The sequence below is a fragment of the Rhizobium sp. Leaf311 genome (assembly GCF_001423445.1).
Lineage (GTDB): Bacteria > Pseudomonadota > Alphaproteobacteria > Rhizobiales > Rhizobiaceae > Agrobacterium.
Genome location: NZ_LMNZ01000020.1, coordinates 314,207 through 338,731, shown reverse-complemented (window position 1 = coordinate 338,731; position 24,525 = coordinate 314,207). Strand labels below are relative to the sequence as shown.

The 24,525-nt window shown below is 56.9% G+C and carries 25 protein-coding genes and 1 tRNA gene; 18 read left to right on the top strand and 8 right to left on the bottom strand.

Translation table 11 applies throughout. The annotated features are described in order from the left end of the window. Positions 1-153: 153 nt before the first annotated feature. Both ASF69_RS18455 and ASF69_RS18450 read left to right on the top strand, forming a co-directional pair. The gene (locus ASF69_RS18455; protein ID WP_062589902.1) at positions 154-684 is read left to right on the top strand and encodes a single-stranded DNA-binding protein; all 531 of its coding nucleotides are present in this window, start codon (positions 154-156) and stop codon (positions 682-684) included. Between the two features lie 28 nt (positions 685-712). Continuing rightward, on the top strand, positions 713-970 hold the full coding sequence (locus tag ASF69_RS18450; protein WP_062589660.1) for a hypothetical protein: 258 nt from the start codon (positions 713-715) through the stop codon (positions 968-970). 147 nt (positions 971-1,117) lie between these two features. Here the strand turns inward: ASF69_RS18450 and ASF69_RS18445 are convergent, their stop codons facing one another. Together ASF69_RS18445 and ASF69_RS18440 are read right to left on the bottom strand one after the other, a co-directional pair. Next, positions 1,118-2,272 carry an HPP family protein gene (locus tag ASF69_RS18445; protein ID WP_062589659.1) on the bottom strand — a complete coding sequence of 385 codons (1,155 nt, stop codon included), beginning with the start codon at positions 2,270-2,272 and terminating at the stop codon, positions 1,118-1,120. 68 nt (positions 2,273-2,340) lie between these two features. Beyond that, complete coding sequence (locus tag ASF69_RS18440; protein WP_062589658.1) at positions 2,341-2,970, bottom strand: MarC family protein; 630 nt, start codon at positions 2,968-2,970, stop codon at positions 2,341-2,343. Positions 2,971-3,222: 252 nt separating this feature from the next. On the opposite strand from ASF69_RS18440, the gene gyrA reads away from it, so the two are divergent. Next, positions 3,223-6,021: a DNA gyrase subunit A gene (gyrA, locus tag ASF69_RS18435; protein WP_062589657.1), complete on the top strand. Its 2,799-nt coding sequence runs from the start codon at positions 3,223-3,225 to the stop codon at positions 6,019-6,021. A 136-nt stretch (positions 6,022-6,157) separates the two neighbouring features. Here gyrA and ASF69_RS18430 read toward each other — a convergent pair whose 3' ends face one another. Both ASF69_RS18430 and ASF69_RS18425 read right to left on the bottom strand, forming a co-directional pair. Beyond that, positions 6,158-6,421, bottom strand: a complete 264-nt coding sequence (locus ASF69_RS18430) for a hypothetical protein (RefSeq protein ID WP_062589901.1) — start codon at positions 6,419-6,421, stop codon at positions 6,158-6,160. Between the two features lie 89 nt (positions 6,422-6,510). Beyond that, positions 6,511-7,971, bottom strand: a complete 1,461-nt coding sequence (locus ASF69_RS18425) for a D-alanyl-D-alanine carboxypeptidase (protein ID WP_062589656.1) — start codon at positions 7,969-7,971, stop codon at positions 6,511-6,513. A gap of 211 nt (positions 7,972-8,182) precedes the next feature. Between ASF69_RS18425 and ASF69_RS23815 the strand changes: the two genes are divergently transcribed. The 6 genes from ASF69_RS23815 to ASF69_RS18400 all read left to right on the top strand — a co-directional run bounded on the left by ASF69_RS23815 (position 8,183) and on the right by ASF69_RS18400 (position 11,254). Further along, positions 8,183-8,449 carry a hypothetical protein gene (locus ASF69_RS23815; protein WP_082469782.1) on the top strand — a complete coding sequence of 89 codons (267 nt, stop codon included), beginning with the start codon at positions 8,183-8,185 and terminating at the stop codon, positions 8,447-8,449. Positions 8,450-8,474: 25 nt separating this feature from the next. Further along, entirely contained in the window at positions 8,475-8,714 is a 240-nt protein-coding gene (locus ASF69_RS18415; protein WP_082469781.1) for a hypothetical protein, read from the top strand. A 428-nt stretch (positions 8,715-9,142) separates the two neighbouring features. Then, on the top strand, positions 9,143-9,328 hold the full coding sequence (locus ASF69_RS23810) for a CxxxxCH/CxxCH domain-containing protein (RefSeq protein ID WP_348271383.1): 186 nt from the start codon (positions 9,143-9,145) through the stop codon (positions 9,326-9,328). Then, complete coding sequence (locus tag ASF69_RS18410) at positions 9,325-9,687, top strand: hypothetical protein (protein WP_062589900.1); 363 nt, start codon at positions 9,325-9,327, stop codon at positions 9,685-9,687. The genes ASF69_RS23810 and ASF69_RS18410 overlap by 4 nt, the downstream gene beginning before the upstream one ends. Before the next feature lie 153 nt (positions 9,688-9,840). Then, on the top strand, positions 9,841-10,821 hold the full coding sequence (locus ASF69_RS18405) for a zinc-binding dehydrogenase (RefSeq protein WP_062589653.1): 981 nt from the start codon (positions 9,841-9,843) through the stop codon (positions 10,819-10,821). 79 nt (positions 10,822-10,900) lie between these two features. Further along, the gene (locus ASF69_RS18400) at positions 10,901-11,254 is read left to right on the top strand and encodes a DUF1304 domain-containing protein (protein ID WP_200939106.1); all 354 of its coding nucleotides are present in this window, start codon (positions 10,901-10,903) and stop codon (positions 11,252-11,254) included. Between the two features lie 2 nt (positions 11,255-11,256). Here ASF69_RS18400 and ASF69_RS18395 read toward each other — a convergent pair whose 3' ends face one another. Together ASF69_RS18395 and ASF69_RS18390 are read right to left on the bottom strand one after the other, a co-directional pair. Continuing rightward, complete coding sequence (locus ASF69_RS18395) at positions 11,257-11,418, bottom strand: hypothetical protein (RefSeq protein ID WP_156462111.1); 162 nt, start codon at positions 11,416-11,418, stop codon at positions 11,257-11,259. Positions 11,419-11,655: 237 nt separating this feature from the next. Beyond that, a tRNA-Ser gene (locus ASF69_RS18390) sits at positions 11,656-11,745 on the bottom strand. A 265-nt stretch (positions 11,746-12,010) separates the two neighbouring features. On the opposite strand from ASF69_RS18390, the gene ASF69_RS18385 reads away from it, so the two are divergent. The 8 genes from ASF69_RS18385 to ASF69_RS18350 all read left to right on the top strand — a co-directional run bounded on the left by ASF69_RS18385 (position 12,011) and on the right by ASF69_RS18350 (position 21,266). Further along, positions 12,011-13,060: a septal ring lytic transglycosylase RlpA family protein gene (locus ASF69_RS18385; RefSeq protein WP_082469780.1), complete on the top strand. Its 1,050-nt coding sequence runs from the start codon at positions 12,011-12,013 to the stop codon at positions 13,058-13,060. 138 nt (positions 13,061-13,198) lie between these two features. Then, complete coding sequence (locus ASF69_RS18380) at positions 13,199-14,365, top strand: D-alanyl-D-alanine carboxypeptidase family protein (protein ID WP_062589898.1); 1,167 nt, start codon at positions 13,199-13,201, stop codon at positions 14,363-14,365. Between the two features lie 74 nt (positions 14,366-14,439). Further along, positions 14,440-15,111 carry a dTMP kinase gene (tmk, locus tag ASF69_RS18375; protein ID WP_062589650.1) on the top strand — a complete coding sequence of 224 codons (672 nt, stop codon included), beginning with the start codon at positions 14,440-14,442 and terminating at the stop codon, positions 15,109-15,111. Further along, complete coding sequence (locus ASF69_RS18370; RefSeq protein ID WP_062589649.1) at positions 15,108-16,133, top strand: DNA polymerase III subunit delta'; 1,026 nt, start codon at positions 15,108-15,110, stop codon at positions 16,131-16,133. The genes tmk and ASF69_RS18370 overlap by 4 nt, the downstream gene beginning before the upstream one ends. A gap of 96 nt (positions 16,134-16,229) precedes the next feature. Further along, positions 16,230-17,780, top strand: coding sequence for a methionine--tRNA ligase (gene metG / locus ASF69_RS18365; protein ID WP_062589648.1), 1,551 nt, complete (start codon positions 16,230-16,232; stop codon positions 17,778-17,780). A gap of 5 nt (positions 17,781-17,785) precedes the next feature. After that, positions 17,786-18,568, top strand: coding sequence for a TatD family hydrolase (locus ASF69_RS18360; protein WP_062589647.1), 783 nt, complete (start codon positions 17,786-17,788; stop codon positions 18,566-18,568). Positions 18,569-18,570: 2 nt separating this feature from the next. After that, complete coding sequence (locus tag ASF69_RS18355; protein ID WP_062589646.1) at positions 18,571-19,404, top strand: MBL fold metallo-hydrolase; 834 nt, start codon at positions 18,571-18,573, stop codon at positions 19,402-19,404. An 80-nt stretch (positions 19,405-19,484) separates the two neighbouring features. Further along, positions 19,485-21,266, top strand: coding sequence for a chloride channel protein (locus ASF69_RS18350; RefSeq protein ID WP_082469779.1), 1,782 nt, complete (start codon positions 19,485-19,487; stop codon positions 21,264-21,266). Between the two features lie 259 nt (positions 21,267-21,525). Here ASF69_RS18350 and ASF69_RS18345 read toward each other — a convergent pair whose 3' ends face one another. Beyond that, positions 21,526-22,503, bottom strand: a complete 978-nt coding sequence (locus tag ASF69_RS18345) for a GlxA family transcriptional regulator (protein ID WP_062589645.1) — start codon at positions 22,501-22,503, stop codon at positions 21,526-21,528. A gap of 247 nt (positions 22,504-22,750) precedes the next feature. Between ASF69_RS18345 and ASF69_RS18340 the strand changes: the two genes are divergently transcribed. Continuing rightward, the gene (locus ASF69_RS18340; RefSeq protein WP_062589644.1) at positions 22,751-23,593 is read left to right on the top strand and encodes an alpha/beta hydrolase; all 843 of its coding nucleotides are present in this window, start codon (positions 22,751-22,753) and stop codon (positions 23,591-23,593) included. 61 nt (positions 23,594-23,654) lie between these two features. Here the strand turns inward: ASF69_RS18340 and ASF69_RS18335 are convergent, their stop codons facing one another. After that, entirely contained in the window at positions 23,655-24,404 is a 750-nt protein-coding gene (locus ASF69_RS18335) for an SDR family oxidoreductase (protein ID WP_062589643.1), read from the bottom strand. Between the last annotated feature and the right edge of the window lie 121 nt (positions 24,405-24,525).

The window sequence follows — 24,525 nt, the reverse complement described above, 5'->3', positions numbered from 1 at the left end:
ATAGGAACGATTAGCAAGTGGGCATGTTGCGAAGAACATTCCTTGTGGATTGTCGTTCCATTTTCTGCCCATGGCGGCACACCATGGTCTATGGTGCTCAAAATTTTGAACCGGAGAATGCTGGCTGGAAAGGCCAGTGGACAGGATAAGAAGATGGCTGGCAGCGTAAACAAGGTAATTCTGATCGGGAACGTCGGTGCAGATCCGGAAATTCGCCGCACGCAGGACGGTCGGCCGATTGCCAACCTGCGCATCGCCACATCCGAAAGCTGGCGCGACCGCAATTCCGGCGAACGCAAAGAAAAGACGGAATGGCATTCCGTCGTTGTTTTCAACGAAGGTCTTTGCAAGGTCATCGAGCAATACGTAAAGAAGGGCGCCAAGCTTTACATCGAAGGTGCGCTTCAGACCCGCAAATGGCAGGACCAGACCGGTGCTGACCGTTACTCGACGGAGATCGTGCTGCAGGGCTTCAACTCCACACTGACAATGCTTGATGGTCGCGGCGAAGGTGGCGGTGGCGGTGCAAGCCGTGGCGGCGACGACTTCGGTGGCGGCTCCTATGGCGGTGGCAATTACGGCGGCGGCAACGACCAGCCATCGTCCTCCCGCGGCGGCTCATCGCGTGGCGGCCAGCCAGCGGGCAACTTCTCCAACGATATGGATGACGACATCCCGTTCTGATTTCAGAACATCAATTTGAGAGGCAAGCATGACAGAACCGGCGACGTCTAGCAGTCAACCCGCTACCTGGCGCATCGTACTTGCCTTCATTTTGGATTTCTTCACCGCCTTCTGGGTCTTCGGCTTCCTGGTGGCCACCTTGTTCGGAGGGCGGACGGAAAATGGCTTCGAGCTTAACGGGATGCCCGCTTTGCTAGCCTTCGTCCTAATGGTTGCCTACTTCCTGGTCTTCAACAAGTTTCTTGGTGGCACCATCTGGAAGCGGATTTTGAAGGCTAAGCGATAGGCACGGCCTGATCAAAAGGATTGAGAAGGGCATGTGATGCACCTCGCAACCCCTCTCAGCGGTTTACCTGCGTTCAGCCCGGCGAAAGAGAATTGGCGATCATCGATTGCCTGACGTTCTGGCATAACTCCATCGCCCGATCTGTCCTCAGTCTTGGCTTTCCGCCTTATCGGCCAGCATTCCCACCATCACATCCGATTGTGAAATGATGCCTGCGAGCTTGTTGTTGTCATCAACGACCGGCAGGTAATGCAAGCCCTGTTCGGCGAGAATGATGATGGCCTCTTCTATCGGCGTCGTCGGTGACACGGTTTTTACCGGCGATGTCATGATGTCCTTGACGGTACCATTCGGGGCGCTGCGTCCCGATGAGATCAGCTTTACGCGCTGAAGAAGACCGATTGTAGGGCGGCCGTTTGTCCAGCTTGCCTTGTCGAGCAGATCCGTCTGGGTGACTATGCCGACGACTTCTGCGCTGTCGTTTGTTACCGGCAAGGCCTTGAAATGGTGGCTTCGCATCAACTCATGGGCGGTTTTCAGCGCATCATCGGGAGCAACGCCCACCACATCGCGGGACATGATGCTGGCGCAATCGAGATGCGTGGCGCGGCGGCGGTAGGAGCGTAGTTCCGTTCGACGTAGAATGGTCTCCAGATCGTCACGGTCGATATCCAGAACCTGATCGAAATCCTTCAAGACGTCATCCAGGTCAGCGGACGAAAATCCAATGCGCTCTATGGGCGCCGGGTCTTTCGTACCGTGGCCTGCGGCTTGAGCTCGCATGGCATGAGGATAGCGCCGGCCCGAGAGATTGTTGAAAATGACGGCGACGGCCAGAAGTGCCAGCGAATTTCCCGCCACGGGCCAGAGCACGAAACCATAGCCGAGTTGATGGATGGCGGGCCCGCCCAGAACCGCCGTCAGCGCCACCGCACCGCTTGGCGGATGCAGGCAACGAAGCGCCATCATGGCCGCGATAGCGATGCTGATGGCAAGCGCTGCAGCAACGTACGGATCGGTCACCAGCATGGCAACCGTCACACCCACGACAGCCGAGAGAATATTGCCGCAGAGTATGGACCAGGGCTGCGCAAGCGGGCTGGAGGGCACGGCAAACAGCAGCACCGCGGATGCGCCCATAGGGGCGATGAGAGCCGGCAGAGCAGCGCTGTTGCCGACAGTCACATGCCCGATAAACCCCGTAATGAAAATGCCGATCAACGCGCCTGAGGCGGAGCGAATCCGTTCTTTATAACTGACCGGCATCGCTTCGGGCACAATCAGGCGCAACAGATTTCGCATGGGGCAAACTCTCGATTCTCGGCGGGAATCTGCCTTCTAGCAGAAAAGCCTCTGCTGTCCCTATTCTGTCAGGATGCCATGGCGGATTTCACACCATCAACCACGAACTGAACCGATAGCGCTGCCAGCAGAACCCCGAGCAGGCGGGTGAGGATGGCGCGTCCCGTATTGCCGAGAAAACGATCCAGCCGATCTGCGGCCAGTAGCGCTGCGAAAACCAGCAGCATGCTGAAAGCCAGAAGCAGAATGAAAATGATCTTCTCGAATGTGTTCTGCATCGAGCCTGAGATCAGAACGGTCGCCGATATCGCGCCCGGCCCGGCAATCAACGGCAGGGCCAGCGGAAAGACGGCGATATTCTGGATATGATCAAGCGTGATCGCCATCTCGGAGGTCTTTTCCTTCCGCTCCTGGCGTTTCTCGAAAATCATTTCGAAGGAAATCCAGAACAGCAACAGACCACCCGAAATCCGGAATGCGCCGAGTGAAATACCAAGCACATTGAGGATGGAAGCACCGAACAACGCAAACAGCGCCAGGATGCCAAAGGCGATGATCGAGCCGCGAAGCGCGACCTGACCGCGCTGGGCGCGCGTCATGCCAGCCGTGAGGGCCAGGAAGACAGGCGCAAGGCCCGGCGGGTCGAGCGTTACCAGCATGGTGGTCAGTGCATTGACCAGGAGTTCTGTGCTTGCCATGTTTTTCCCATTTATGGGCAGCGCGCCGATGAAACGTTGGTCGGGTCCGCAGCCTGTTTTCTTTCGATGGTAGGTAAGTCGTGACGCGTTTGAAACCCCGATTTGGCGGATTTTGCCGCAGGGAGGGAGAAAACTGTGTATCGTCTTGCAAATGACGCAAAAGACTGTTCAAAACTGCTCTGGAAATTGGCGCTTTCGTGCTGTTTCCGCTATAAAAATCCATCCGATTCTTAACATAGAATGTGATCCGATTTGACTGACCAGAGCCCCCCAGGCGGCGGAAAGCTTCCGCCAGGCATAGAGCCGATTTCCATCATGGAGGAAATGCAGCGGTCGTATCTCGATTACGCCATGAGCGTTATCGTCAGCCGCGCGCTTCCAGACGTTCGTGACGGACTGAAACCAGTTCATCGCCGTATTCTCTATGGCATGTCCGAGCTTGGCATCGACTGGAACAAGAAATACGTAAAGTGCGCCCGTGTCACCGGGGACGTGATGGGTAAATACCACCCGCACGGCAACTCCGCGATTTACGACGCGCTGGCGCGTATGGCGCAGGACTGGTCCTTGCGGCTGCCATTGATCGACGGGCAGGGCAACTTCGGCTCCATCGATGGCGACCCACCGGCGGCTGAACGTTACACAGAGTGCCGTCTGGAAAAGGCCGCGCATTCGCTGCTCGATGACCTCGACAAGGAAACCGTCGACTTCCGCGACAACTATGACGGCACTCTGTCCGAGCCGGTGGTTGTTCCCGCCAAGTTCCCGAACCTTTTGGTCAACGGCGCGGGGGGTATCGCCGTCGGCATGGCCACGAATATTCCGCCGCACAATCTTTCCGAAGTTGTCGAGGGCTGCATTGCGCTGATCGACAATCCGGAAATCGAGCTGCCGGAAATCATGCAGATCATCCCCGGACCGGATTTCCCGACGGGTGCCTTCATTCTCGGTCGTTCCGGCATTCGCTCCGCTTATGAAACAGGTCGTGGCTCCGTCATCATGCGCGGCCGCGCCACCATCGAACCGATGCGCGGCGACCGCGAGCAGATCATCATCACGGAAGTTCCCTTCCAGGTGAACAAGTCCTCGATGATCGAGAAGATGGCTGAACTGGTCAAGGACAAGCGTATCGAAGGCATTTCCGACCTTCGCGACGAGTCCGATCGCCAGGGATACCGCGTCGTCGTCGAGTTGAAGCGTGACGCCAATGCCGAAGTCATTCTGAACCAGCTTTATCGCTACACGCCATTGCAGACCTCGTTCGGCTGCAACATGGTGGCGCTGAATGGCGGCAAGCCGGAACAGATGACGTTGCTGGACATGCTGCGCGCCTTCGTTTCCTTCCGCGAAGAAGTCGTCAGCCGCCGCACCAAGTACCTGCTGCGCAAGGCGCGTGATCGCGCGCATGTGTTGGTTGGTCTCGCAATCGCCGTCGCCAATATCGACGAAGTCATTCGCGTCATTCGTCAGGCTCCGGACCCGGCAACCGCGCGTGAGCAGCTGATGACACGCCGTTGGCCGGCTGAAGATGTGGAAAGCCTGATCCTGCTGATCGACGACCCGCGTCACCGCATCAACGAAGATGGCACCTATAACCTCTCGGAAGAACAGGCGCGCGCCATTCTCGAATTGCGTCTGGCCCGCCTGACAGCGCTTGGCCGCGATGAAATCAGCGACGAACTGAACAAGATCGGCGCCGAGATCAGCGAATATCTCGACATTCTGTCGTCGCGCATCCGCATTCAGCAGATCGTCAAGGACGAGCTTGCTGCGATCAAGGATGAGTTTGGCACGCCACGTCGAAGCGAGATCATGGAAGGCGGCCCTGACATGGACGATGAGGATCTCATCGCCCGCGAAGACATGGTCGTTACCGTTTCGCACCTTGGCTATATCAAGCGCGTTCCGCTGACGACCTATAAGGCGCAGCGTCGTGGCGGCAAGGGCCGCTCCGGCATGGCAACGCGCGACGAGGATTTTGTGAACCGGCTTTTCGTGGCCAATACGCACACGCCGGTCCTCTTCTTCTCCTCGCGCGGCATTGTCTATAAGGAAAAGGTCTGGCGTCTGCCAATCGGCACACCTCAGTCCAAGGGCAAGGCACTGATCAACATGCTTCCGCTTGAGGCGGGTGAACGCATCACCACCATCATGCCGCTGCCAGAAGACGAGACAACGTGGGAAACGCTCGACGTGATGTTCTCCACAACACGTGGAACCGTGCGTCGTAACAAGCTTTCCGATTTCGTACAGGTCAACCGCAACGGCAAGATCGCGATGAAGCTGGACGAGGAGGGCGATGAAATCCTCTCCGTCGAAACCTGCACCGATCGCGATGATGTACTGCTGACGACTGCGCTTGGACAGTGCATCCGCTTCTCCGTCGATGATGTTCGCGTCTTTGCTGGCCGTAATTCGGTTGGCGTGCGCGGTATCAACATGGGCGAGGGTGACCGCATCATCTCCATGACCATTGTTGGCAGCAGCGATGCTCAGCCATGGGAGCGTGCAGCCTACCTCAAGCGTTCGGCGGCAGAACGCCGCGCCGCGGGCGTTGACGAAGAAGATATCACGCTGGTTGGCGAAGAGGTCGCGGAAGAGGGTGAACTCAGCGACGAGCGCTACAAGGAGCTTAAGGCCCGCGAACAGTTCGTCCTTACCGTTTCCCAGAAGGGCTTCGGCAAGCGGTCTTCCTCTTACGACTTCCGTACATCTGGACGCGGCGGCAAGGGCATTCGCGCCACCGATACGTCCAAGACGGCAGAAATCGGCGAACTGGTTGCAGCCTTCCCGGTCGAGGATAACGATCAGATCATGCTCGTTTCCGATGGTGGCCAGCTGATCCGTGTGCCCGTGAACGGCATTCGCATCGCCAGCCGCGCGACGAAGGGTGTGACGATCTTCTCCACCGCCAAGGACGAAAAGGTCGTGTCGGTCGAGCGCATCAACGAGCCGGAAGGTGAGGAAGAAGTTGAAGCGATTGGCGAGGCGGAAGCCGACGGCCTGATCGCCGACGCGAATGACGACGCTGCACCTGAGGGTGACAGCTGATAGCAAAAGAAGGCGGCGGAAAGATCATCCGCCGCTTTTTTTTGGGAAAGATGCCGCCGGTTAGACCGGGAAAAATGACAAGAAAAAGCCCTGCAAAACACATGTTTCGCAGGGCTTTTTTATGGGCAGTACTCGGTTAGCGCAGACGCATATGGATAGCGCTTTGCCCTGAGCGGGATGCGATATGAAGATGGATCTTCGCAACGGGTTGGTTGCTGCGCCAGGCGCGGGCGCCATGGCAAAGCAGGAGATTGACCAAGTCGCGCGTCTTGTGGCGTGATCTGTTCAGCCCCAAGTCCGCAATTCTCATTGCTGCTTCGTGGATCGGATGCAGCACGGAAAGACTCTGTTGTCTGCCTTTGCCTGCTGCAATGTCCGAATAGTTTTCGTTGATCGCCATCTGGAAAGCCTCGTTACACAATACAATTCGAGGAAAGGAACCGGCCATGAATTTGAATCAGCATCACCGGCTCCCGAAACGTCTTCCGCTTACTGGAGCGATGCCCAGCAGCTGATGCCTTTCTTTTTGAGAACATTACAAGCGTTCACCGCCTGGTTCTGGTCACCGAAGCCGCCGAAACGGGCACGATACATCTGGGCGCCATCCTTGTTGAAAGCGACCGTGAAAGGTTTTGCCGTGCGGAGCAGACTGCCTCCCTTGTCCTGTGCGGACTGGAGCAGATTGCGTGCAGAGCCTTCGTCAGGAGAGGCGCCAATCTGTATGACCCATCCAGCATTTGCGGAGGTAGATGGGGCAGGGGCCGTCGATGCCGTCACGATGTTATCGACCTTCGTCGAATTCGTCACCAGAGAGCGGTCAGGCTTCATGTTGACCGGTGCGGCTGGCGTAGGACGAACGGCTTGCTTGTTGCGGGTGGCCATGTCCATTGCCGCAACAGCAGCATTTGCAGGGGCAGGCGCAAAGGCGGAAACCGGAGTCTCATCTGCGTAACGGGCCTGCGGAACCGGACCGGCATTTGGAAGGCCGCTGGCAGCAGGAGCCGCTGCAACAACCGCGACTGGCTCTTCGATCGGCGCGGAAGGCGTTGCTGCGATAAGGTTGCTTTCGCCACCACGCGACGCCTTCGGAAGATATTCCGCCACGAGCTTGCGCATCGTTGCATCGCGAGCGGCACTGGAACGTCCACCAAGCACGACAGCAACGATCGAGCGGCCATCGAGCTGCGCGGATGTCGCCAGATTGCTTCCGGCTGCACGGGTATAACCGGTCTTGATACCATCAACACCGCGAACAGTTCCGACAAGCCTGTTGTGGTTGCCGATGACCTGCTTGCCGAATGTAAACGTGCGGGTATTGAAGTACCCATAATATTGCGGGAAATGCTGGCGCAGAGCGACACTGAGGCGAGCCTGGTCGCGAGCGGTGGTCATCTGTGCCGTATTGGGCAGACCATGCGCATTGCGATAGGTGGTGCGCGTCATTCCCAGAGCGCGAGCCTTGGCAGTCATGATGCGACCGAAACGCTCTTCCGACCCACCAATATACTCACCGAGTGCCGTAGCGACATCGTTTGCGGAGCGAGTCACCAGAGCGAGAATCGCCTGCTCGACAGTAATACTGTTGCCCGGCCGAACTCCAAGCTTCGAAGGAGGCTCCTTGGCAGCATTCGCGGAAATCGGAACCCGCGAATCGAGCGTGAAGCGACCAGCATTCAAGGCCTCAAACGTCAGGTACAACGTCATCATCTTGGTCAGCGAGGCTGGATAGCGCAAACCATCAGGATCTTCACTATAAAGAACCTTGCCGGTTTTCGCATCCACGACGATACCCGCATATTTGGGGTCAGCCTTCGCAATCTGCGTGGTGGCGGTCGTTGCCGTCGCCATAGCCATCGCAAACATGAAAACCTTCACGAAAGACTTGGCGCTTACCGCGCGCCCTAGTACCTCAGATAGTTTTTTCAACACGGTTGAACTCATTAATCGCATGCCACTGTTCCGTCCGACACGCCCCGCCAGACTTTTCAACTGCCAACTTTAGAGCGATGGCGTTACCAAGTGGTTTATGAATGGTATCTGAAGCCGATAAAATGCTGGGCGTGTGTGAAAACAAGACGGTGTGAACCGGGCAACAGAAAGGCAATATCTATTGAACTGCCGACCTGCTGTTGCTACCTGTCCCGAAACCAAAGGACGGACCATGGCTTCTCGCGATCGATATTCCCGGAAACTAGAATGCTCCAAATGCGGCCACAGTGGCTTTGCCGAGGCATCCGAGATCGATGAGAAGAGCCATTCGGATGTCGATTTTCGTATAGATGAAATGCCAGCTGGCTTTCGGGCAGAACGGCCATCGGGCAATCCCGCCGAATACATGATACGCTGTGCGCAGTGTGGAAACATCTTCCGTTTTCAGCAGAAAGCCGCCTATGCCCCTGGCGGAGAACCTCGATACCAAAACAGGTAACGCAGCAATCGAAGGTGTTTGCACAATGACCGACGAGCGTCATACAGAAGTTCAAAGACGACGCAAACCGCTGTGGCCCTGGCTTTTGCTTCTTATCTTCACGCTGGTCGCCATCTATTCGTGGAACAGAGCCAACGAGATATTCGACGAATTCTCCAGAAACCTGCCGCCCGCGATTGTCGAGCTTTTTCGCGACCTGCTGAACGAGCGGCGCAATGCACAGCCCGGACTAGACGTTCACACCTCCATCTATCTGCGCTCTTAGCCTTCGAAGTCTCCAGAAACAAAAAAGCCCCGCATGTCGAAGCGGGGCAGGTTGGTCGCTCGGGGAAAAACGGGCAAGGCCCTTGAGCGATGCGCGGATATTAATACGAGCTTTGCCTAGCCAGTAGTGCACTTCACGCCAGTGCGGTACGCTTCCAGAAATAATTGCGTCAGTAGGTTTGACGTAATTTGCAAAAAGAAACCCGCTCATGGCGGGTCATAGTCGAGAGGGGAACCGAGACTTAGTCTCGGTCGCATAACTGGTGAAATGCAAATCGGTTGCGTGTCGACTGAAAAAAAGATTTCAGCGCATTAGCCAAGAAAAAAAGGCCCCACCACAGAGGCGGGGCTAAGATGTTGCCTGATTGGCTTTCAGGACTTGGGAGCTCCTCCCGTGGAGGAAGCAATTGACGCATAGCTACTATAACCTTGACGCGAAAGGTCAGTGTCCCGGCTAACGGTACGCCTCCTGACAAAAGGTTAAAACCGAGGGGAAGACGATGGCATCGCCGGCCTCCTGCGTTCAGCACTTGTTCATCAATTGCGTGCCATTTTACGGGCATATTGAGGCGTTACCGCACAATGGTTCGGCTCACATGGAGAAGCCCGCAATGAAAAAGATTCTTCTCACAGCGCTTGCCGGTGTCATCGCAAGCGGCGCAGTTCTAGCCAGTGTTCAGACCGCATCGGCACAATATTACGATGGTCCCTATCGTTATGATCGCCGCGGTCCACCGCCGCCACCCTATCGCGATCCGCCTCGCCGACATCGTGACCATGATGGCCGGGTTATCGCTGGCGGCATTGCTGCAGGCGTTCTTGGCGGCCTCATAGGTGGCGCCTTGGCCCGGGACAGCGGCCCGCGCTATGTCGAGCCACCACCACCGCCACCGCGCTGCTGGTTTGAGGACCGCCAGGTCCGCAACGCCTATGACGGCGGCTGGCACATGGAAAGCATCCGCGTCTGCCGCTAAGGCTGTCGGCAGCAAGCCAATATAGAATTCGAAAGCCGGCCATCAGGTCGGCTTTTTCTTTTGAAAATCCGCCATTTTCAACATTCACAGCAATGCCGCATTATTCAGTGAAAACTCAGCCAACAATTCATTTTCAAGAAAAGGAATAAAGACATGCGCACTGCATCTCATGACGTTTTCGGAGAGCCTCAAGACGTATTGCACCTTGCAGAGACCCCGACGCCAGAACCGGGTAAAGGCCAGGTCCTTATCCGCATGATACTTTCGCCGATACATAATCATGACATCTGGACCGTGCGCGGAAGCTATGGCTACAAGCCGCCATTGCCGGGTGCAGTCGGCGGCAGCGAAGCGGTGGGCACGGTTGAGGCAGTGGGCGAGGGCGTAGACAGCGCGCTGATTGGAAAGCGCGTTACAGCCGCCGGCGTGCACGGTGCCTGGGCCGAGTTCTTCCTTGCTCCTGCTGCAGGCCTCGTGCCCGTGCCAGACGCAATATCCGATGAAGCCGCAGCCCAACTTATCGCCATGCCATTCAGCGCCATGGCGCTACTCGAATTTCTCGGCGTCAAACCGAATCAATGGATCATCCAGAACACAGCCAATGGTGCAGTTGGAAAAGCTGTCGCCATGCTTGCACAGGCGCGGGGCATTCATGTCATCAATCTTGTCCGGCGCGATGAAGGTGTAAAGGAGCTCGAAGAGCTTGGCATCAAGAACGCCGTTTCCACGGCACAAAACGATTGGCGGGAGACCGTGCGGACGCTCACCGGGGAACAGCCCATCAAAGCGGGTGTTGATTCCATCGGAGGCTCTGCCAGCAAGGATATTGTCGAGCTTCTGGGAGAGGACGGCTTGCTGGTATCCTTTGGCAGCATGACGGGCGAACCCATGCAGATCCCCTCCGGACCGGTCATTTTCAAGCAGCTCACCATCAAGGGGTTCTGGGGCAGCACAGTCATCGGCACCATGGAGCCGGACACACGCCGCCGCCTGATCGGCGAATTGATCCAGCATGTCGCCAGCGGCACCATCGTTCTTCCGGTGGAGGGCGTATATGGCCTTGCCGACATTTCCCAGGCGGTCAAGGCATCGCTAGCTTCAGGTAAGTCCGGCAAGGTATTGCTGAAGCCATAAATGTCGCAGTCGAAGCTCGCTTCGGGTTAAATGCCCGAGGCGCATCCTCGGCGCGCCAAAGCGTCGAGGAGGGCGTATATTGATTGCCAATCTATTGATCGTGCTGATTGCCGTCTTGCATATTTATATATTGATCCTGCAGACGGCTCTCTGGACAAAACCCGCAGGGCGCAGGGCTTTCGGCCTCACGGAAGAATTTGCAAAGTCCAGCAAGGTCTTGGCCGCCAATCAGGGGCTCTACAATGGATTTCTCGCCGCAGGTCTCTTATTCGGCTTGATGCAAGGAGAGCAGGGATACCTGTTTTCAGTATTCTTCCTGACCTGCATCCTTGTCGCGGGGCTGTTTGGTGCCGCGACGGCCAGCAGGAAGATCCTGTTCGTTCAATCCGTGCCGGCGGCCCTTGCTCTCGCCGCCGTTTTTGCTGGCATATAACCTTACTTCGGCGCCGCCGCATGAAGACGGGCGACGATATAGTCATAGCTCTCCATGACATGAACCCGCTCATTCCCAAGCCGCAGCACCAGCGTGCCCTGGGAAAGCGGAGAAATCTGCGTGACATGATCAAAATTGATAGCCAGCTTCTGATTGTTACTCACCGCCGTCACTTCAATCCACATACTGCAAACGCCTTTCAAGAATCACCGTTTTAAGCGCACCTTATAAAGGGCTGCACTGGACTCACAACTGCTTTTGACGAGATCCCAAGGTGCCTGTCGATCCGACCGTAAAACGCACGTGACCCGCTTTGCCACAACGAAAGCAGCCGCTTGCTATCAATGATTGTGGAGGCAACGCGCCAACGGGACGCCTTAATTTCAGCAGTCTGAACATGCTGGCGGATGGGGTGGGATTCGAACCCACGGTACGGTCTCCCGCACGCCGGTTTTCAAGACCGGTTCCTTAAACCACTCGGACACCCATCCGTTTCCAGCGAGGCTTTACAACTGTTTGCGTCGTTCCGTCAATCCATCTGAAGGCGCAATGCGCAAGGTCTCCACAGGCTGGGCGTCAACCAATGGTTAACCACGTTACGTACAATTTTATCGAAATCGCATGTGCCATTCGCAATTTCGCCATGTTACGGGCAAGATTAAGGGCCTGTTAGGTGCTTCGGTGTCAGGGGCATATCCATCGAGGCGAGAGAGGGGTTGTCGAAAGACAATCCAGCAGCAGCACGGGGCATAGGATTTGAATTCCACGTTTATGAAAGTTGGTGTGAGCGCCAGATGGCTCGGCCTTGCCGTTCTCTGTGCAGCGACAGCATCCTGTTCGACGACGTCGAAAACTGAGACCAAGCCGAAGCGCAGCAAGGAATATTTTTCCGAGTCCGAGTATGGCGTAAAGGCAAGCCCGCGTGTGGCTGATGGTGCAAACATTCCCAAGGGCGGCGGTCGTTTCCTCGTCGGGAATGCCTACACCGTCAAAGGCCGCCGTTACTTCCCCAAGGAAGAACAGAACTACGACAAATCCGGCCTGGCATCCTGGTACGGTTCTGCATTCCATGGGCGTTTGACGGCCAATGGTGAGGCTTATGACAAGGAACACCTGTCGGCTGCCCATCCTACATTTCCGCTGCCCAGCTATGCTCGCGTCACCAATGTCGAGAACGGCTCTTCCGTCATCGTTCGCGTCAACGACCGTGGGCCTTTCCACGAGGGTCGCCTTATCGACGTGTCCAGCAAGACGGCCGATCTTTTGGACATGAAGCGGACGGGCACTGCCAGTGTCCGCGTTCAATATGTCGGGCGTGCTCCGCTCGATGGTCATGACATGCCGTATCTGATGGCATCCTACGTGCCGAAGGGCGCGCGTGGACCGGGCATCAACCCCGAGGGCCAGATCGCAACAGGCGTGATGGTTGCTTCAGCTTCGCCTAACAATATTCCTATTCCGCAGAGCCCCGCCTATGGCGGCTCCGCGCAGATGGCACTGGTCGGCTCCAAGAAGAGCCAGGCACTGCAGGCCATGCCGTTGGTCAATGGACCAGCCCCTGTCATGGGACAGGGTGCTGAGCAGTTCGTTATCCTGCCGGAAATCGGTCCATTCATCACTGAACGGCCGGAGGGCAACTATCTTCGCGCGCCAACACCCTCGGCACGATTTGCCTCTGCCTATTCTGAGGATGCACCTGTTTCAAAGTCGGCAAGCGCATTTGACGCCGTTCTCGTCAAACGTGTTGAACTGACGGAACAGTCGATCCTTTCATTCGTGAAAAACAAGCAGGGCAAGGCTCGCTGAGCTTTGCCCTTTTTCGAAGTGTTGCGCATACTATGCCAGCCTGCGTCATGATTCTGGAGAGGCGTGTCGCCGGGGCGGCAACGTCGATCAAACCAGGTCACGCAGGCTTAACAACTTATGACGGCGGGCAACGTCCTGATGCGCGAAACAATCAAACGATATCTTAGATCTGCTGCCATGGCTGCCGTTTGTCTGAACATCGGTGCAGTGGCTGCGAATGCGCAGACGGCCCCGGTCGTTACCAAGGCGCAACAGGCCTATATGATCGATGCAGAGACAGGCACGGTCCTTCTTTCGGTCAATGAAAACACCCCGTTTCCGCCCGCATCCCTTGCCAAACTCATGACGGTGGAGCTCGTTGTCAGCGCGCTTTCGAAGGGTGAGGTAAGCCCTGAAACCAGCTATCCGGTTTCCGAATATGCCTGGCGTACTGGCGGCGCGCCGTCACGCACTTCCACCATGTTTGCAGCGCTGAAATCCTCGGTCAGCATCAATGACCTGCTGACGGGCATCATCGTACAGAACGCGAATGACGGCTGCCTGATTGTGGCAGAGGGGATGGCGGGATCCGACGGCGCATTTGCCAAGAGGATGACAGCTCGGGCGAAAGAGCTCGGCATGGCCAATAGTTCCTTCGCAAACTCAACCGGATTGCCCGATCAGGTCAGCCAGACCACCGCAAAAGACATGGTGGTTCTCGCCAGCCACATTCATCGCAGCTTCGGCGATCGCTACGGCCTGTTCAGCAAGCCAGACTTCGAATGGAACCGGATTTTCCAGCGAAACAAGAACTCGCTTCTCGGCAATGGTATAGACGGGATGGGCCTTGGCTTTGCCGAGGGTCAAGGCTTCTCCACGGTGGTTTCTGCAGAACGTGACGGCAGGCGCATCTATCTCGCGCTCGCAGGCCTGCCGGATGACAAGACCAGACAGGAAGAGGCGCGACGCGTCGTTGAATGGGGTCTGACGGCTTTCGAAAAGCGCAATCTCTTCAAGGATCAAGAGGCCGTCGGGACAATTGCCGTGTATGGCGGGGCGGTGTCATCCATTGATCTTGCCGTGCATGAGGACGTCAGCGTGCTGGTGCCGATCAACAATCCCGAAAGACTTTCGGGTCGCATCGTCTATAATTGGCCGCTCAACGCCCCGCTTGAAGCTGATCACAAGGCCGCAACGCTGAGAATATTTTCTGGAGAGAAGCTTCTGCGTGAGGTACCGCTTTACACGCAACAGGCAGTCGCCAAGGGCACACTCACTCAGAACGCGACTGGCGCATTGAAAGAACTGCTGTTTTTCTGGCTGTAGTCTTCATGGTTTCGCAACCGGGCGATATGCGTTAAATACAAATCGGCATAGAGTGCTGTAGTCAGGAAGAAACATTGCCCGAAAATACCGGATTGTTCATTAGCTTCGAAGGTGGAGAGGGCGCAGGCAAATCCACCCAGATTCGCGTTCTTGCCGAGACCTTGCGTGCGCGTGGGCTTGAAGTCGTCGTGACGCGGGAGCCGGGCGGATCTCCCGGCGCGGAGGCAGTTCGGCATGTTCTTCTCTCGGGCGCTGCCGAACCCTTCGGTGTGCGAATGGAAGCAATGCTGTTTGCCGCCGCGCGCAATGACCATGTCGAAGAGGTCATACGTCCGGCGTTGCAGAGAGGCGCGGTTGTTCTGTGTGACCGCTTCCTTGATTCCTCTCGCGTCTATCAGGGCACAACAGGCAATCTTGAGCCGGAATTCATCGAGACACTTCAACGCATCGCAATCGATGGGACGATGCCGGACCTGACCCTGATCTTCGACATTGCCGCCACGGCAGGACTGGCGAGAGCGCGCAAACGTGCCGATATTGGCGCGACACCCGATCGCTTCGAAAAGGAAGAGCTGGAAACGCATGAGAAGCGCCGCGAAGCCTATCTCGACATAGCACTCAACGAGCCGCGCCGCTGTCGTATCGTCAATGCCGAACAGCCGCAGGAAAAGGTGGCGGAAGACGTGCTGTCCTTCGTTGAGCCAATGGTTTCCAAATTGGCCGCCATTTCGGACGTAGCGGAATGAGCGAGACACCGGGCGTGCTGGATGGCGCAATAGCGCCACAGGAAAACACCAGATTGTTCGGCCACGAAGAGGCCGAGCTTTTTCTCGCGCAGTCTTATCGCTCGGGTAAAGGCCACCATGCCATTTTGATCGAGGGGCCGGAAGGCATCGGCAAGGCAACGCTGGCCTTTCGCTTTGCCAACCATGTCCTGTCTCACCCGGAGCCATCGGAAGCGCCGGAGCGGCTGGCGGACCCCGATATGGACTCTGTCGTCAGCCGCCAAATTTCATCTGGTGCGTCGCACAATCTGCTGCATTTGACGCGACCAGTCGATGAGAAAACCGGCAAGGTAAAGTCGGCTATTACGGTGGACGAAGTACGCAGGGCAGGGCATTTCTTTTCGCAAACATCTGGCACTGGCAACTGGCGCATCGTTATCATCGACCCGGCCGACGACCTTAACCGCAATGCGGCAAACGCGATCCTTAAGATCCTTGAAGAGCCGCCGAAGCGGGCGCTGTTCCTCGTGCTTTCCCATGCGCCGGGAAAGCTGCTGCCTACAATTCGCTCACGCTGTATGCCGCTGCGTCTTGCTCCCTTGGGCAATGACGATATGGAAAAGGCACTTCAGCATCTGGGCCTTTCCATGTCTGCGGAAAAGCGCGATACGCTTCTGGAAGCATCCAAGGGCAGCATTTCCCAGGCGCTGAAACTGCTCAATTACGGCGGCTCGGATATTATCGATGTCTTCGGCGAGGTCATGACGGCGACCGGGCCTTCAGCCCGCAAGCAGATGCACAAGCTGGCGGATGTTCTGGCGCAAAAAGACGGTGATATCGTGCTCGGCTTCTTCATGGAACATGCGACCGAAGCGCTGATGGAGCGGGCGAGGGCGGCGGCCATGGCTGGAGACCTCAGCACCGCAGAGCGCCACGCCCGCCTGTCGTCATCCTTGACGGAGCGCATCACAATTGCTCAGGCCTATAATCTCGACAAGAAGCAGATGGTGCTTTCCATCCTTGAAGATATGCGCTCGGCCTGAAGCCGGACAATTTTACGGCTTTCGCTTTCGCTTGTGCGAACAATAGGCTAAGAGCGGTCTATCTCAAAAACAGTCCGTAAAAATCGATCGAGCGTCATGACAGACAAGACACCTTTCTACATCACAACAGCGATTTCCTACCCCAATGGCAAGCCGCATATCGGCCATGCCTATGAACTGATCGCGACGGATGCCATGGCGCGGTTTCAGCGTCTGGACGGAAAGGATGTCTTCTTTCTGACCGGCACGGACGAGCATGGCCAGAAGATGCAGCAGACGGCGCGCGCCGAGGGCATCACGCCAGAAGAACTGGCACAGCGCAACTCCGATCAGTTCCGCGAAATGGGGAAGCTGCTCAATGCCTCCAATGACGATTTCATCCGTACAACGGAAGAGCGTCACCATGAGACGTCGCGCAACATCTGGAAATTGATGGCGCAGAAGGGCGACATCTATAAGGACAGCTATGCTGGCTGGTATTCCGTGCGCGACGAAGCCTATTGCGCCGAGGACGAGACGGAAGTCCGCGCCGATGGCGTTCGCTATGGACCCCAGGGGTCGCCGGTCGAATGGGTCGAGGAAGAAAGCTACTTCTTCAAGCTGTCCGAATATCAGGACAAGCTGTTGAAGCTCTATGAGGATCAGCCGGATTTCATCGGTCCCGCAGAGCGGCGCAATGAAATCATCTCCTTCGTCAAATCCGGCCTCAAGGACCTCTCGGTATCGCGCACCACGTTTGATTGGGGCATCAAGGTACCGGATGATCCAAAGCACGTGATGTATGTCTGGGTCGACGCACTGACCAACTACATCACCGCGACTGGCTATATCGAAGACAAAAACGGCCCGCGCGCCAAGTACTGGCCTGCCGACGTTCACATCATCGGCAAGGATATCATCCGCTTCCACGCGGTATACTGGCCTGCATTCCTCATGAGCGCCGGCTTGCCGCTGCCGAAGCGCGTCTATGCCCATGGCTTTTTGCTCAACAAGGGCGAGAAGATGTCGAAATCGGTTGGCAACGTTGTCGATCCCGTCAATCTGGTCAACCATTTTGGTCTGGATCAGGTGCGCTACTTCTTCCTGCGCGAAGTGTCTTTCGGACAGGATGGCAGCTACAGCGAAGAGGGCATCGCCACCCGCATCAATGCAGATCTGGCAAATGGTATCGGCAATCTCGCCAGCCGCTCCTTGTCGATGATCGTCAAGAACTGCGACGGACAGGTACCGACACCCGGCGCCTTTACCGATGAAGACAAGGCGATGCTGGCCGCGGCTGATGCCCTGCAGGCAACATGCCGCGAAGAAATGAACCGGCAGATGATCCACAAGGCGCTGGCCGCCATTATCGCCGTCGTTTCCGAAACGGACCGCTATTTCGCGGGCCAGGAACCCTGGGCTCTGAAAAAGACCGACCCGGAGCGCATGGGCACAGTCCTGTACGTGACGGCAGAGGTGGTTCGCCAGATCGGCATTCTGCTGCAGCCCTTCATGCCCGGCTCCTGTGAAAAGCTGCTGGACCTCGTTGCCGCACCCGCCGACAAGCGCGACTTCGCAGCTTTGGGTGAGGGTGGGCGTCTCGTTCCCGGCACTCCGCTTGAGGCACCAAAGCCGGTGTTCCCGCGCTATGTGGCGCCAGAGGCTTAACGCAGATGCTGATCGATACCCATTGCCATCTGGACTTTGCCGATTTCGATGCGGAGCGCGACGATATCATCGCACGCGCTCACGCATCCGGCGTCAGCCAGATGGTGACGATCTCCACCCGCGTCGCCCGGCTGCCGGAATTGCTCAAGATCGCGGAGAAATACCCGTCGGTCTTCTGTTCCGTTGGCACGCATCCCAACAATGCCGACGAAGAACTCGATATTACCGCTGACGATCTGGTCCGGCTTGCCAACAGCCATGAAAAGATCGTGGCGATCGGCGAGGCGGGGCTGGACTATTTCTACGACACGCAGAAGCCGGAAGACCAGAAAACCGGCCTGCGACGCCACATCGAAGCAGCGCGCATCACCCAACTTCCGCTCGTCATCCACAGCCGCAGCGCTGATGCCGACATGATTGCGATTTTGCGGGAAGAAAGCGGGAAGGGTGCTTTCCCCTTCATCCTGCATTGCTTTTCAGCGGGGCCGGCGTTGGCGCAAGCCGGCGTAGAACTCGGCGGTTACGTGTCGTTTTCCGGCATTCTTACATTCCCGAAGTCTCAGGACATTCGCGACATCGCAGCCACCATACCAGTGGACCGGTTGCTGGTGGAAACGGACGCGCCCTATCTCGCACCGAAGCGCTGGCGCGGCAAACGCAACGAACCCTCCTATGTCGTCAACACGGCAGAAGTCCTGGCGGAGGTTCACGGCATCTCCTACGAGCAAATGGCTGAACTGACCACGCAGAATGCATTTCGCTGCTTCTCCAAGATGACGAAGGTGTAGCTGTGGCAGACTTTCGGCGGAGGTTCACGATACTCGGTTGTGGTTCGTCTCCCGGAGTGCCGCGCATCAACGGGGATTGGGGCGATTGCAATCCCGACAATCCCAAGAACCAGCGCACCCGGGCCGCATTCATGGTTGAGCAGATTGCACCGGATGGCGGTACCACCACCGTCGTCATCGACACAGGGCCTGATCTACGCACGCAGCTGATTGCTGCGAGGGTCACGCATATCGACGCTGTGCTCTATACCCACGCTCACGCCGATCACCTACATGGCATAGACGATCTGCGCGGCTTCTTCATCTCGACACGCAAGCGAATCCCCATTTATGCGGACGTAGCGACGATGCAGCGCATTCGCGATGGCTTTCCCTACTGCCTCGAAACGCCGCCGGGCAGCAATTATCCGCCAATCGTCGCGCCTCATCTGATCGAGGATCTGGACACGCCAATCACCATTACGGGTGACGGCGGGGCGATCTCTTTCGTGCCGCACATGCAGCAGCACGGAGACACGCACTCACTCGGATTTCGCATCGGCTCCGTCGCTTATTGCACCGATGTCAGCGACTTTCCGGCGGACTCCGTTTTAAAGTTGAGCGGGCTTGACGTGCTGGTCATCGATACGCTGCAATATCGCTATCATCCGAGCCATCTCTCCATGGAGCAAGCGCTGGAGTGGATTGGAAAACTTCGCCCCCGCCGTGCCATCCTGACCCACATGCATACGCCTCTCGATTATGACATAGTCATGCGCGAAACACCTGAGCACGTGGAACCGGGCTACGACCAGATGCAGTTTGAACTTGAAGTCTCGGGCGACCTGACGGTTTGAACTGAAAACCGCAGCGCACCAACGGCCTATATTTGCTGGAGTGGCGACCAGAGGCACAGCAATTCGCCGGAGGAATCAACATGTCGTCCAAGCCTTTCCGTGCTCCCAGTATGGCAAGCTTCTTCGACAATCTTCGCTCCAGCAGACTGCGCGCCGTGTTCCGGCGCGGCGAAGTTGCACTTGTCGTTCTCGCCATCTTCGTCGGCGCCGCAGCCGGTCTTTTCGTTGCTCTGATTGGCGCTATAACGACGGCGCTCCATGTCCTTGTGTTTGGCGTCGAGCGGTTGAGCAGCAGTGATCTTTCCGGCTACATTGTCCTGGTAGGCCCGCTCGCTGGCGGCATCATTCTGGGCGTCATGATCTTCGTGATCTCAAAGACACGCAAGAAACCGATGATCGACCCGATTGAAGCCAACGCTTTGCACGGTGGTCGCTTATCACTCACGGACAGTGTGATCGTCTGCGTACAGAACATCATCTCGAACGGCTTCGGGGCATCCGTTGGCCTGGAAGCCGGCTATACGCAGGTGGCCAGTGGCATCGCATCCAAGCTCGGCCTGAACCTGAAGCTGAGGCGAGGGGACATGCGCATACTCGTCGGCTGTGGTGCCGCCGGAGCTATTGCCGCAGCCTTCAACGCCCCGTTGACGGGTGCGTTCTATGCCATTGAACTGATTATAGGCACTTACACGATCGTCACGCTGGCGCCGCTGGTCGTATCCGCCTTGGTCGCAACGATCGTCACCGGACTTTTATCGCAGCATGGGCTCAGCATCGATATTGCTGGCTCAAACACCGTTACGCCGCCCGATTACGTTCCGGCAATTTTCCTCGGTGCTGTCTGCGCTGGCATCGGCATCGTTCTCATGCAGGCGGTTTCCTTTATTGAAGAGACAGCCAGGAAAAGCCGCATACCCATTTGGCTAAGACCGGCCATGGGTGGCATTGTTGTTGGAGCATTGGCGCTGATTTCGCCGCAGGTTCTTTCCAGCGGGCACGGCGCGCTCCACATCAATCTCAATGCAGATATGACGATTGCAGGCCTCGCGGGACTTTTCCTTCTCAAGGCTTCCGCCAGCGCGATTTCTATTGGCTCCAGTTTCCGTGGAGGCCTGTTCTTCGCGTCACTGTTCATGGGCTCTCTGCTGGGCAAGATCTTCGCGATTTGCGCACCCTATATCGGTTACGGCGACACGCAGCCCGTCGTCTATGCCGTCATCGGCATGAGCGCCTTTGCCGCCGCCATCATTGGCGGGCCTTTGACCATGACATTCCTGGCGCTGGAATTGACCGGCGACTTCCAGATCACTGTTCTCGTCCTCGCTGCCGTGATGACCACCTCGCTGGTGGTACGCACCACCTTCGGCTATTCCTTCGCGACCTGGCGTTTTCATCTTCGGGGCGAAAGCATCCGCAGCGCGCACGACATTGGCTGGATCCGTGATCTGACGGTTGGCAAGATGATGCGCGCCGACATTCGCAAAGAGCGCGTCAGCATCGGCCTTGCGGCCTTCAAGGAGAAATACCCGCTTGGCTCAACCCAACGCGTCATCATGACCCACGACGACGGACGTTACGCCGGGATCATCCTGGTACCGGAAATCTACGCCGACCCGATGGAGCGAGACTCCAAGACAATCAGCCTTGAGAGCTATCTGCGATACAAGAGCGATGTTCTTCTACCAACAATGAACGCCCGCCAGGCCGCAGCAGCCTTCGACGCCACGGAAAGCGAAGCACTGGCCGTCGTCAACGACAAAATCGAAAACAGACCAGTGGGCCAACTCACAGAAAGCCACACGCTCAGGCGCTACAGCGAAGAACTAGAAATGCGCCGCAGGGAAACCTCCGGAGAGATATAGGGACTTGAGAAAGTCGCTATAAGGCATTGATTTGACGTGTCTATCGATTACCGACGATATGGCAATGCTGACAACCACATCAACCAAAAAGTTCCATAATCTATCTTATGCGATAATTGGCTTTGGGTGCGTTTCGTCCACATCACAGTGTCGCCTCTTGCCGTACTGATCAAATCGACAGTGAGCAGCAAAATGTCGACGTCAAACTGGTAGACCGGTGAATCATTGCAGATCTGCGGCCCGCTCGCTCATCCGCTCTTCAATTAGATTTCGCGCTTCCGCGATAGGTATTGGGCGTCGCGCCGGTAAGTCGGGCGAATATTTTGCGGAATGCTGCCGGATCCGCGTAGCCAACCGTCCAGGCGATGCTCTCGACAGAACTGTTCGTCGTTTCAAGCAGTTGCCGCGCTTTCATGATGCGGACATTTTGGAGGTACTCTGTCACCTTCAATCCCGTTGCGCGAAAGAAGCGCCGCTGGAGTGTTCGCTCGGAAAGATTGACGCTGTCTGCCAAGGCGGCGATGGACTTTTGTAGCTCGGGTGCCGCATGGAACTGGTGCTGAAGATGAACCACATCCGCGTCCCCATGGTCGAAGCGAGGTATGAAAGTCTTGTAACGGCTCTGGCTGCGACGAGGCGGATCGACGATGAGGAAGCGGGCAGTCTCGAGCATCACCGCCTGCCCTAGAAGTTTTTCGACGATGAGAAGACCCAGATCAGCCCAAGCGAGGATTCCGCCCGCAGTGATCACATCGCCATCGTCGATGATCATATGTTCAGAAGCAACACTGATGTTCGGAAACTGCTCTGCCAGCCTGTCTGCAAAGGCCCAATGGGTGGTTGCCCGCCTGCCGTCTATCAACCCGGTTTCCGCCAAGACAAAAGCGCCCGCGCAGACGGAGCAGACGATGGCACCCTTTGCGTGATGGGTTGATATCCACTCGGATGCTGGCGCCATTCTCTCCATTTTCTCGGGCATGATGATGCTGGGTGGAGAAATGATGTAGTCGAGTACATGAGGTTTGTCTGAATGAGAATCCCATGTACAGTGAACACCACCCTCCTCCAGCGTCCAGTGACTGACTCTCAACGAAGGTCGATTGGTGGTGGTCAGCATATCCGGGTACCACTCGCAAGCAATACGAAACAGGTCTGTAAGCCCATAGATCGCAGCGAGCTGGCATCCGGGGTAGATCAGAAGGCCAATCTCGATCAGTTTTTGTTCGTTCTTACGCATTGTCGCTTTTGCCACCGATAAAGTCATTTCTGCCACGTGGCAGCATTAGGTCACCGCGTTAGTTTGCTCAAGTCAAAAGCAACTCCCAAGGCGCAAGGAACAGACGAAGATGGCATCTTTTCAAGACGACTTCTCGGTGTCGAGACGCAACCTGTTAATTGGAAGCGCGGCCATTGCGAGCCTGAATCTCACCTCGCTCGCCTTCGCGCAACCACAAATCCAATCAACTTCAATAGGAGATCATACCATGAGCAGCGCATTCGTAACGACCAAGGACGGCACTGAAATCTTCTACAAAGACTGGGGTCCAAAGGACGCACAGCCAATCGTCTTCCATCACGGCTGGCCGCTGTCTTCGGACGATTGGGATGCGCAGATGCTGTTCTTCCTTTCCAAGGGCTACCGTGTCGTAGCGCATGACCGGCGCGGTCATGGCCGTTCTGCACAGGTTTCGGAAGGTCACGACATGGACCACTACGCGTCCGACGCCTTCGCGGTCGTTGAAGCGCTGGACCTGAAGAACGCCGTTCACATCGGCCATTCCACCGGCGGCGGTGAAGTTGCGCGCTACGTGGCCAAGCATGGCGAGCCTGCCGGTCGCGTTGCCAAGGCGGTTCTCGTTTCTGCCGTTCCGCCAATCATGGTCAAGACCGCCTCCAACCCGGAAGGCCTGCCCATGGAAGTCTTCGATGGCTTCCGCTCCGCACTTGCTGCCAACCGGGCGCAGTTCTTCCGCGATGTTCCGGCTGGTCCTTTCTATGGCTTCAACCGCGATGGCGCGACAGTGCATGAAGGCGTGATCCAGAACTGGTGGCGTCAGGGCATGATGGGTGGCGCGAAGGCCCATTATGACGGCATCAAGGCTTTCTCCGAAACGGACCAGACGGAAGACCTGAAAAACATCAGCGTTCCGACACTGGTTCTGCACGGCGAAGACGACCAGATCGTCCCGATCGCTGACTCGGCCCACAAGTCGGTCAAGCTGTTGAAGAACGGCACGCTGAAGACCTACCCTGGCTTCTCGCATGGTATGCTGACGGTCAATGCCGATGTGCTGAATGCTGATCTGCTTGCCTTCATCAAGGGCTGACACGACTGCGCGCGACCGGTGTGTTTTAACACCGGTCGCGCCTTCTCGTGAGAGCTCATGCCTATTTGACGGCCGAGTTTCCACCATCTGCGAATAATGCAGAACCGGCGACAAAGCTTGCCATGGGACTGGCAAGAAACAGCGCGGCTTTCGCGATTTCTTCCGGTTGCGCAATGCGTTTCATGGCATGAAGGCCAGCGGCCCACTCCTTCTGCGCGTCATCGCCAGCCATCGCAGTATCCGATCCGCCGGGAAGCAGGGCATTGGCCCTGATCCCTCTGCTCGCATAGTCCGCAGTGATGCCCTTTACCAGCCCCATCAACCCCGCCTTGGAAGCCGCATAGGCACCCATTGCCGGAAGACCGACACTGGTTCCCACGAAACTGGACGTAAATATGATGGAGCCACCGCCCCTTTCGAGCATGGCGGGGATCTGGCTTCGGCTTGCCATGAATGCTGACGTCAGGTTTGTTGCAAGCGTCTCTTGCCATTCCGACACGGAAACATCCGCAAGTGGTTTCAATGGTCCAACCATTCCAGCATTGTTGAAAGCGATATCCAGACCGCCGAACATTCGCAGCGCTTCAGCGGTGAGTTCGTCATGTGTTTCCGCACGACTGACGTCACCAGCCACGATATGAGCTCTGCCGCCTTGACTGCGTATCGTATCAGCGACTTTTTCCAAACCCGGACCGCCTCTGGCGTTGAGAACGACGGCAGCACCTTCGCAAGCAAACAGCAATGCTGCCGCACGACCTATCCCGGATGATGCGCCTGTGATGATGGCTACCTTGTCTTGCAACATTCCCATGATTTGCTCCTTGCGTGGAGCTTAGCCATAGGCGACTGGGCAAGGCGGCGACCACCCGTTTCTTGCCGTGACATCCGGTGTGAGTGAGAGCGCGGCAGCGACGTCAAGCGCCGCCCTGCCC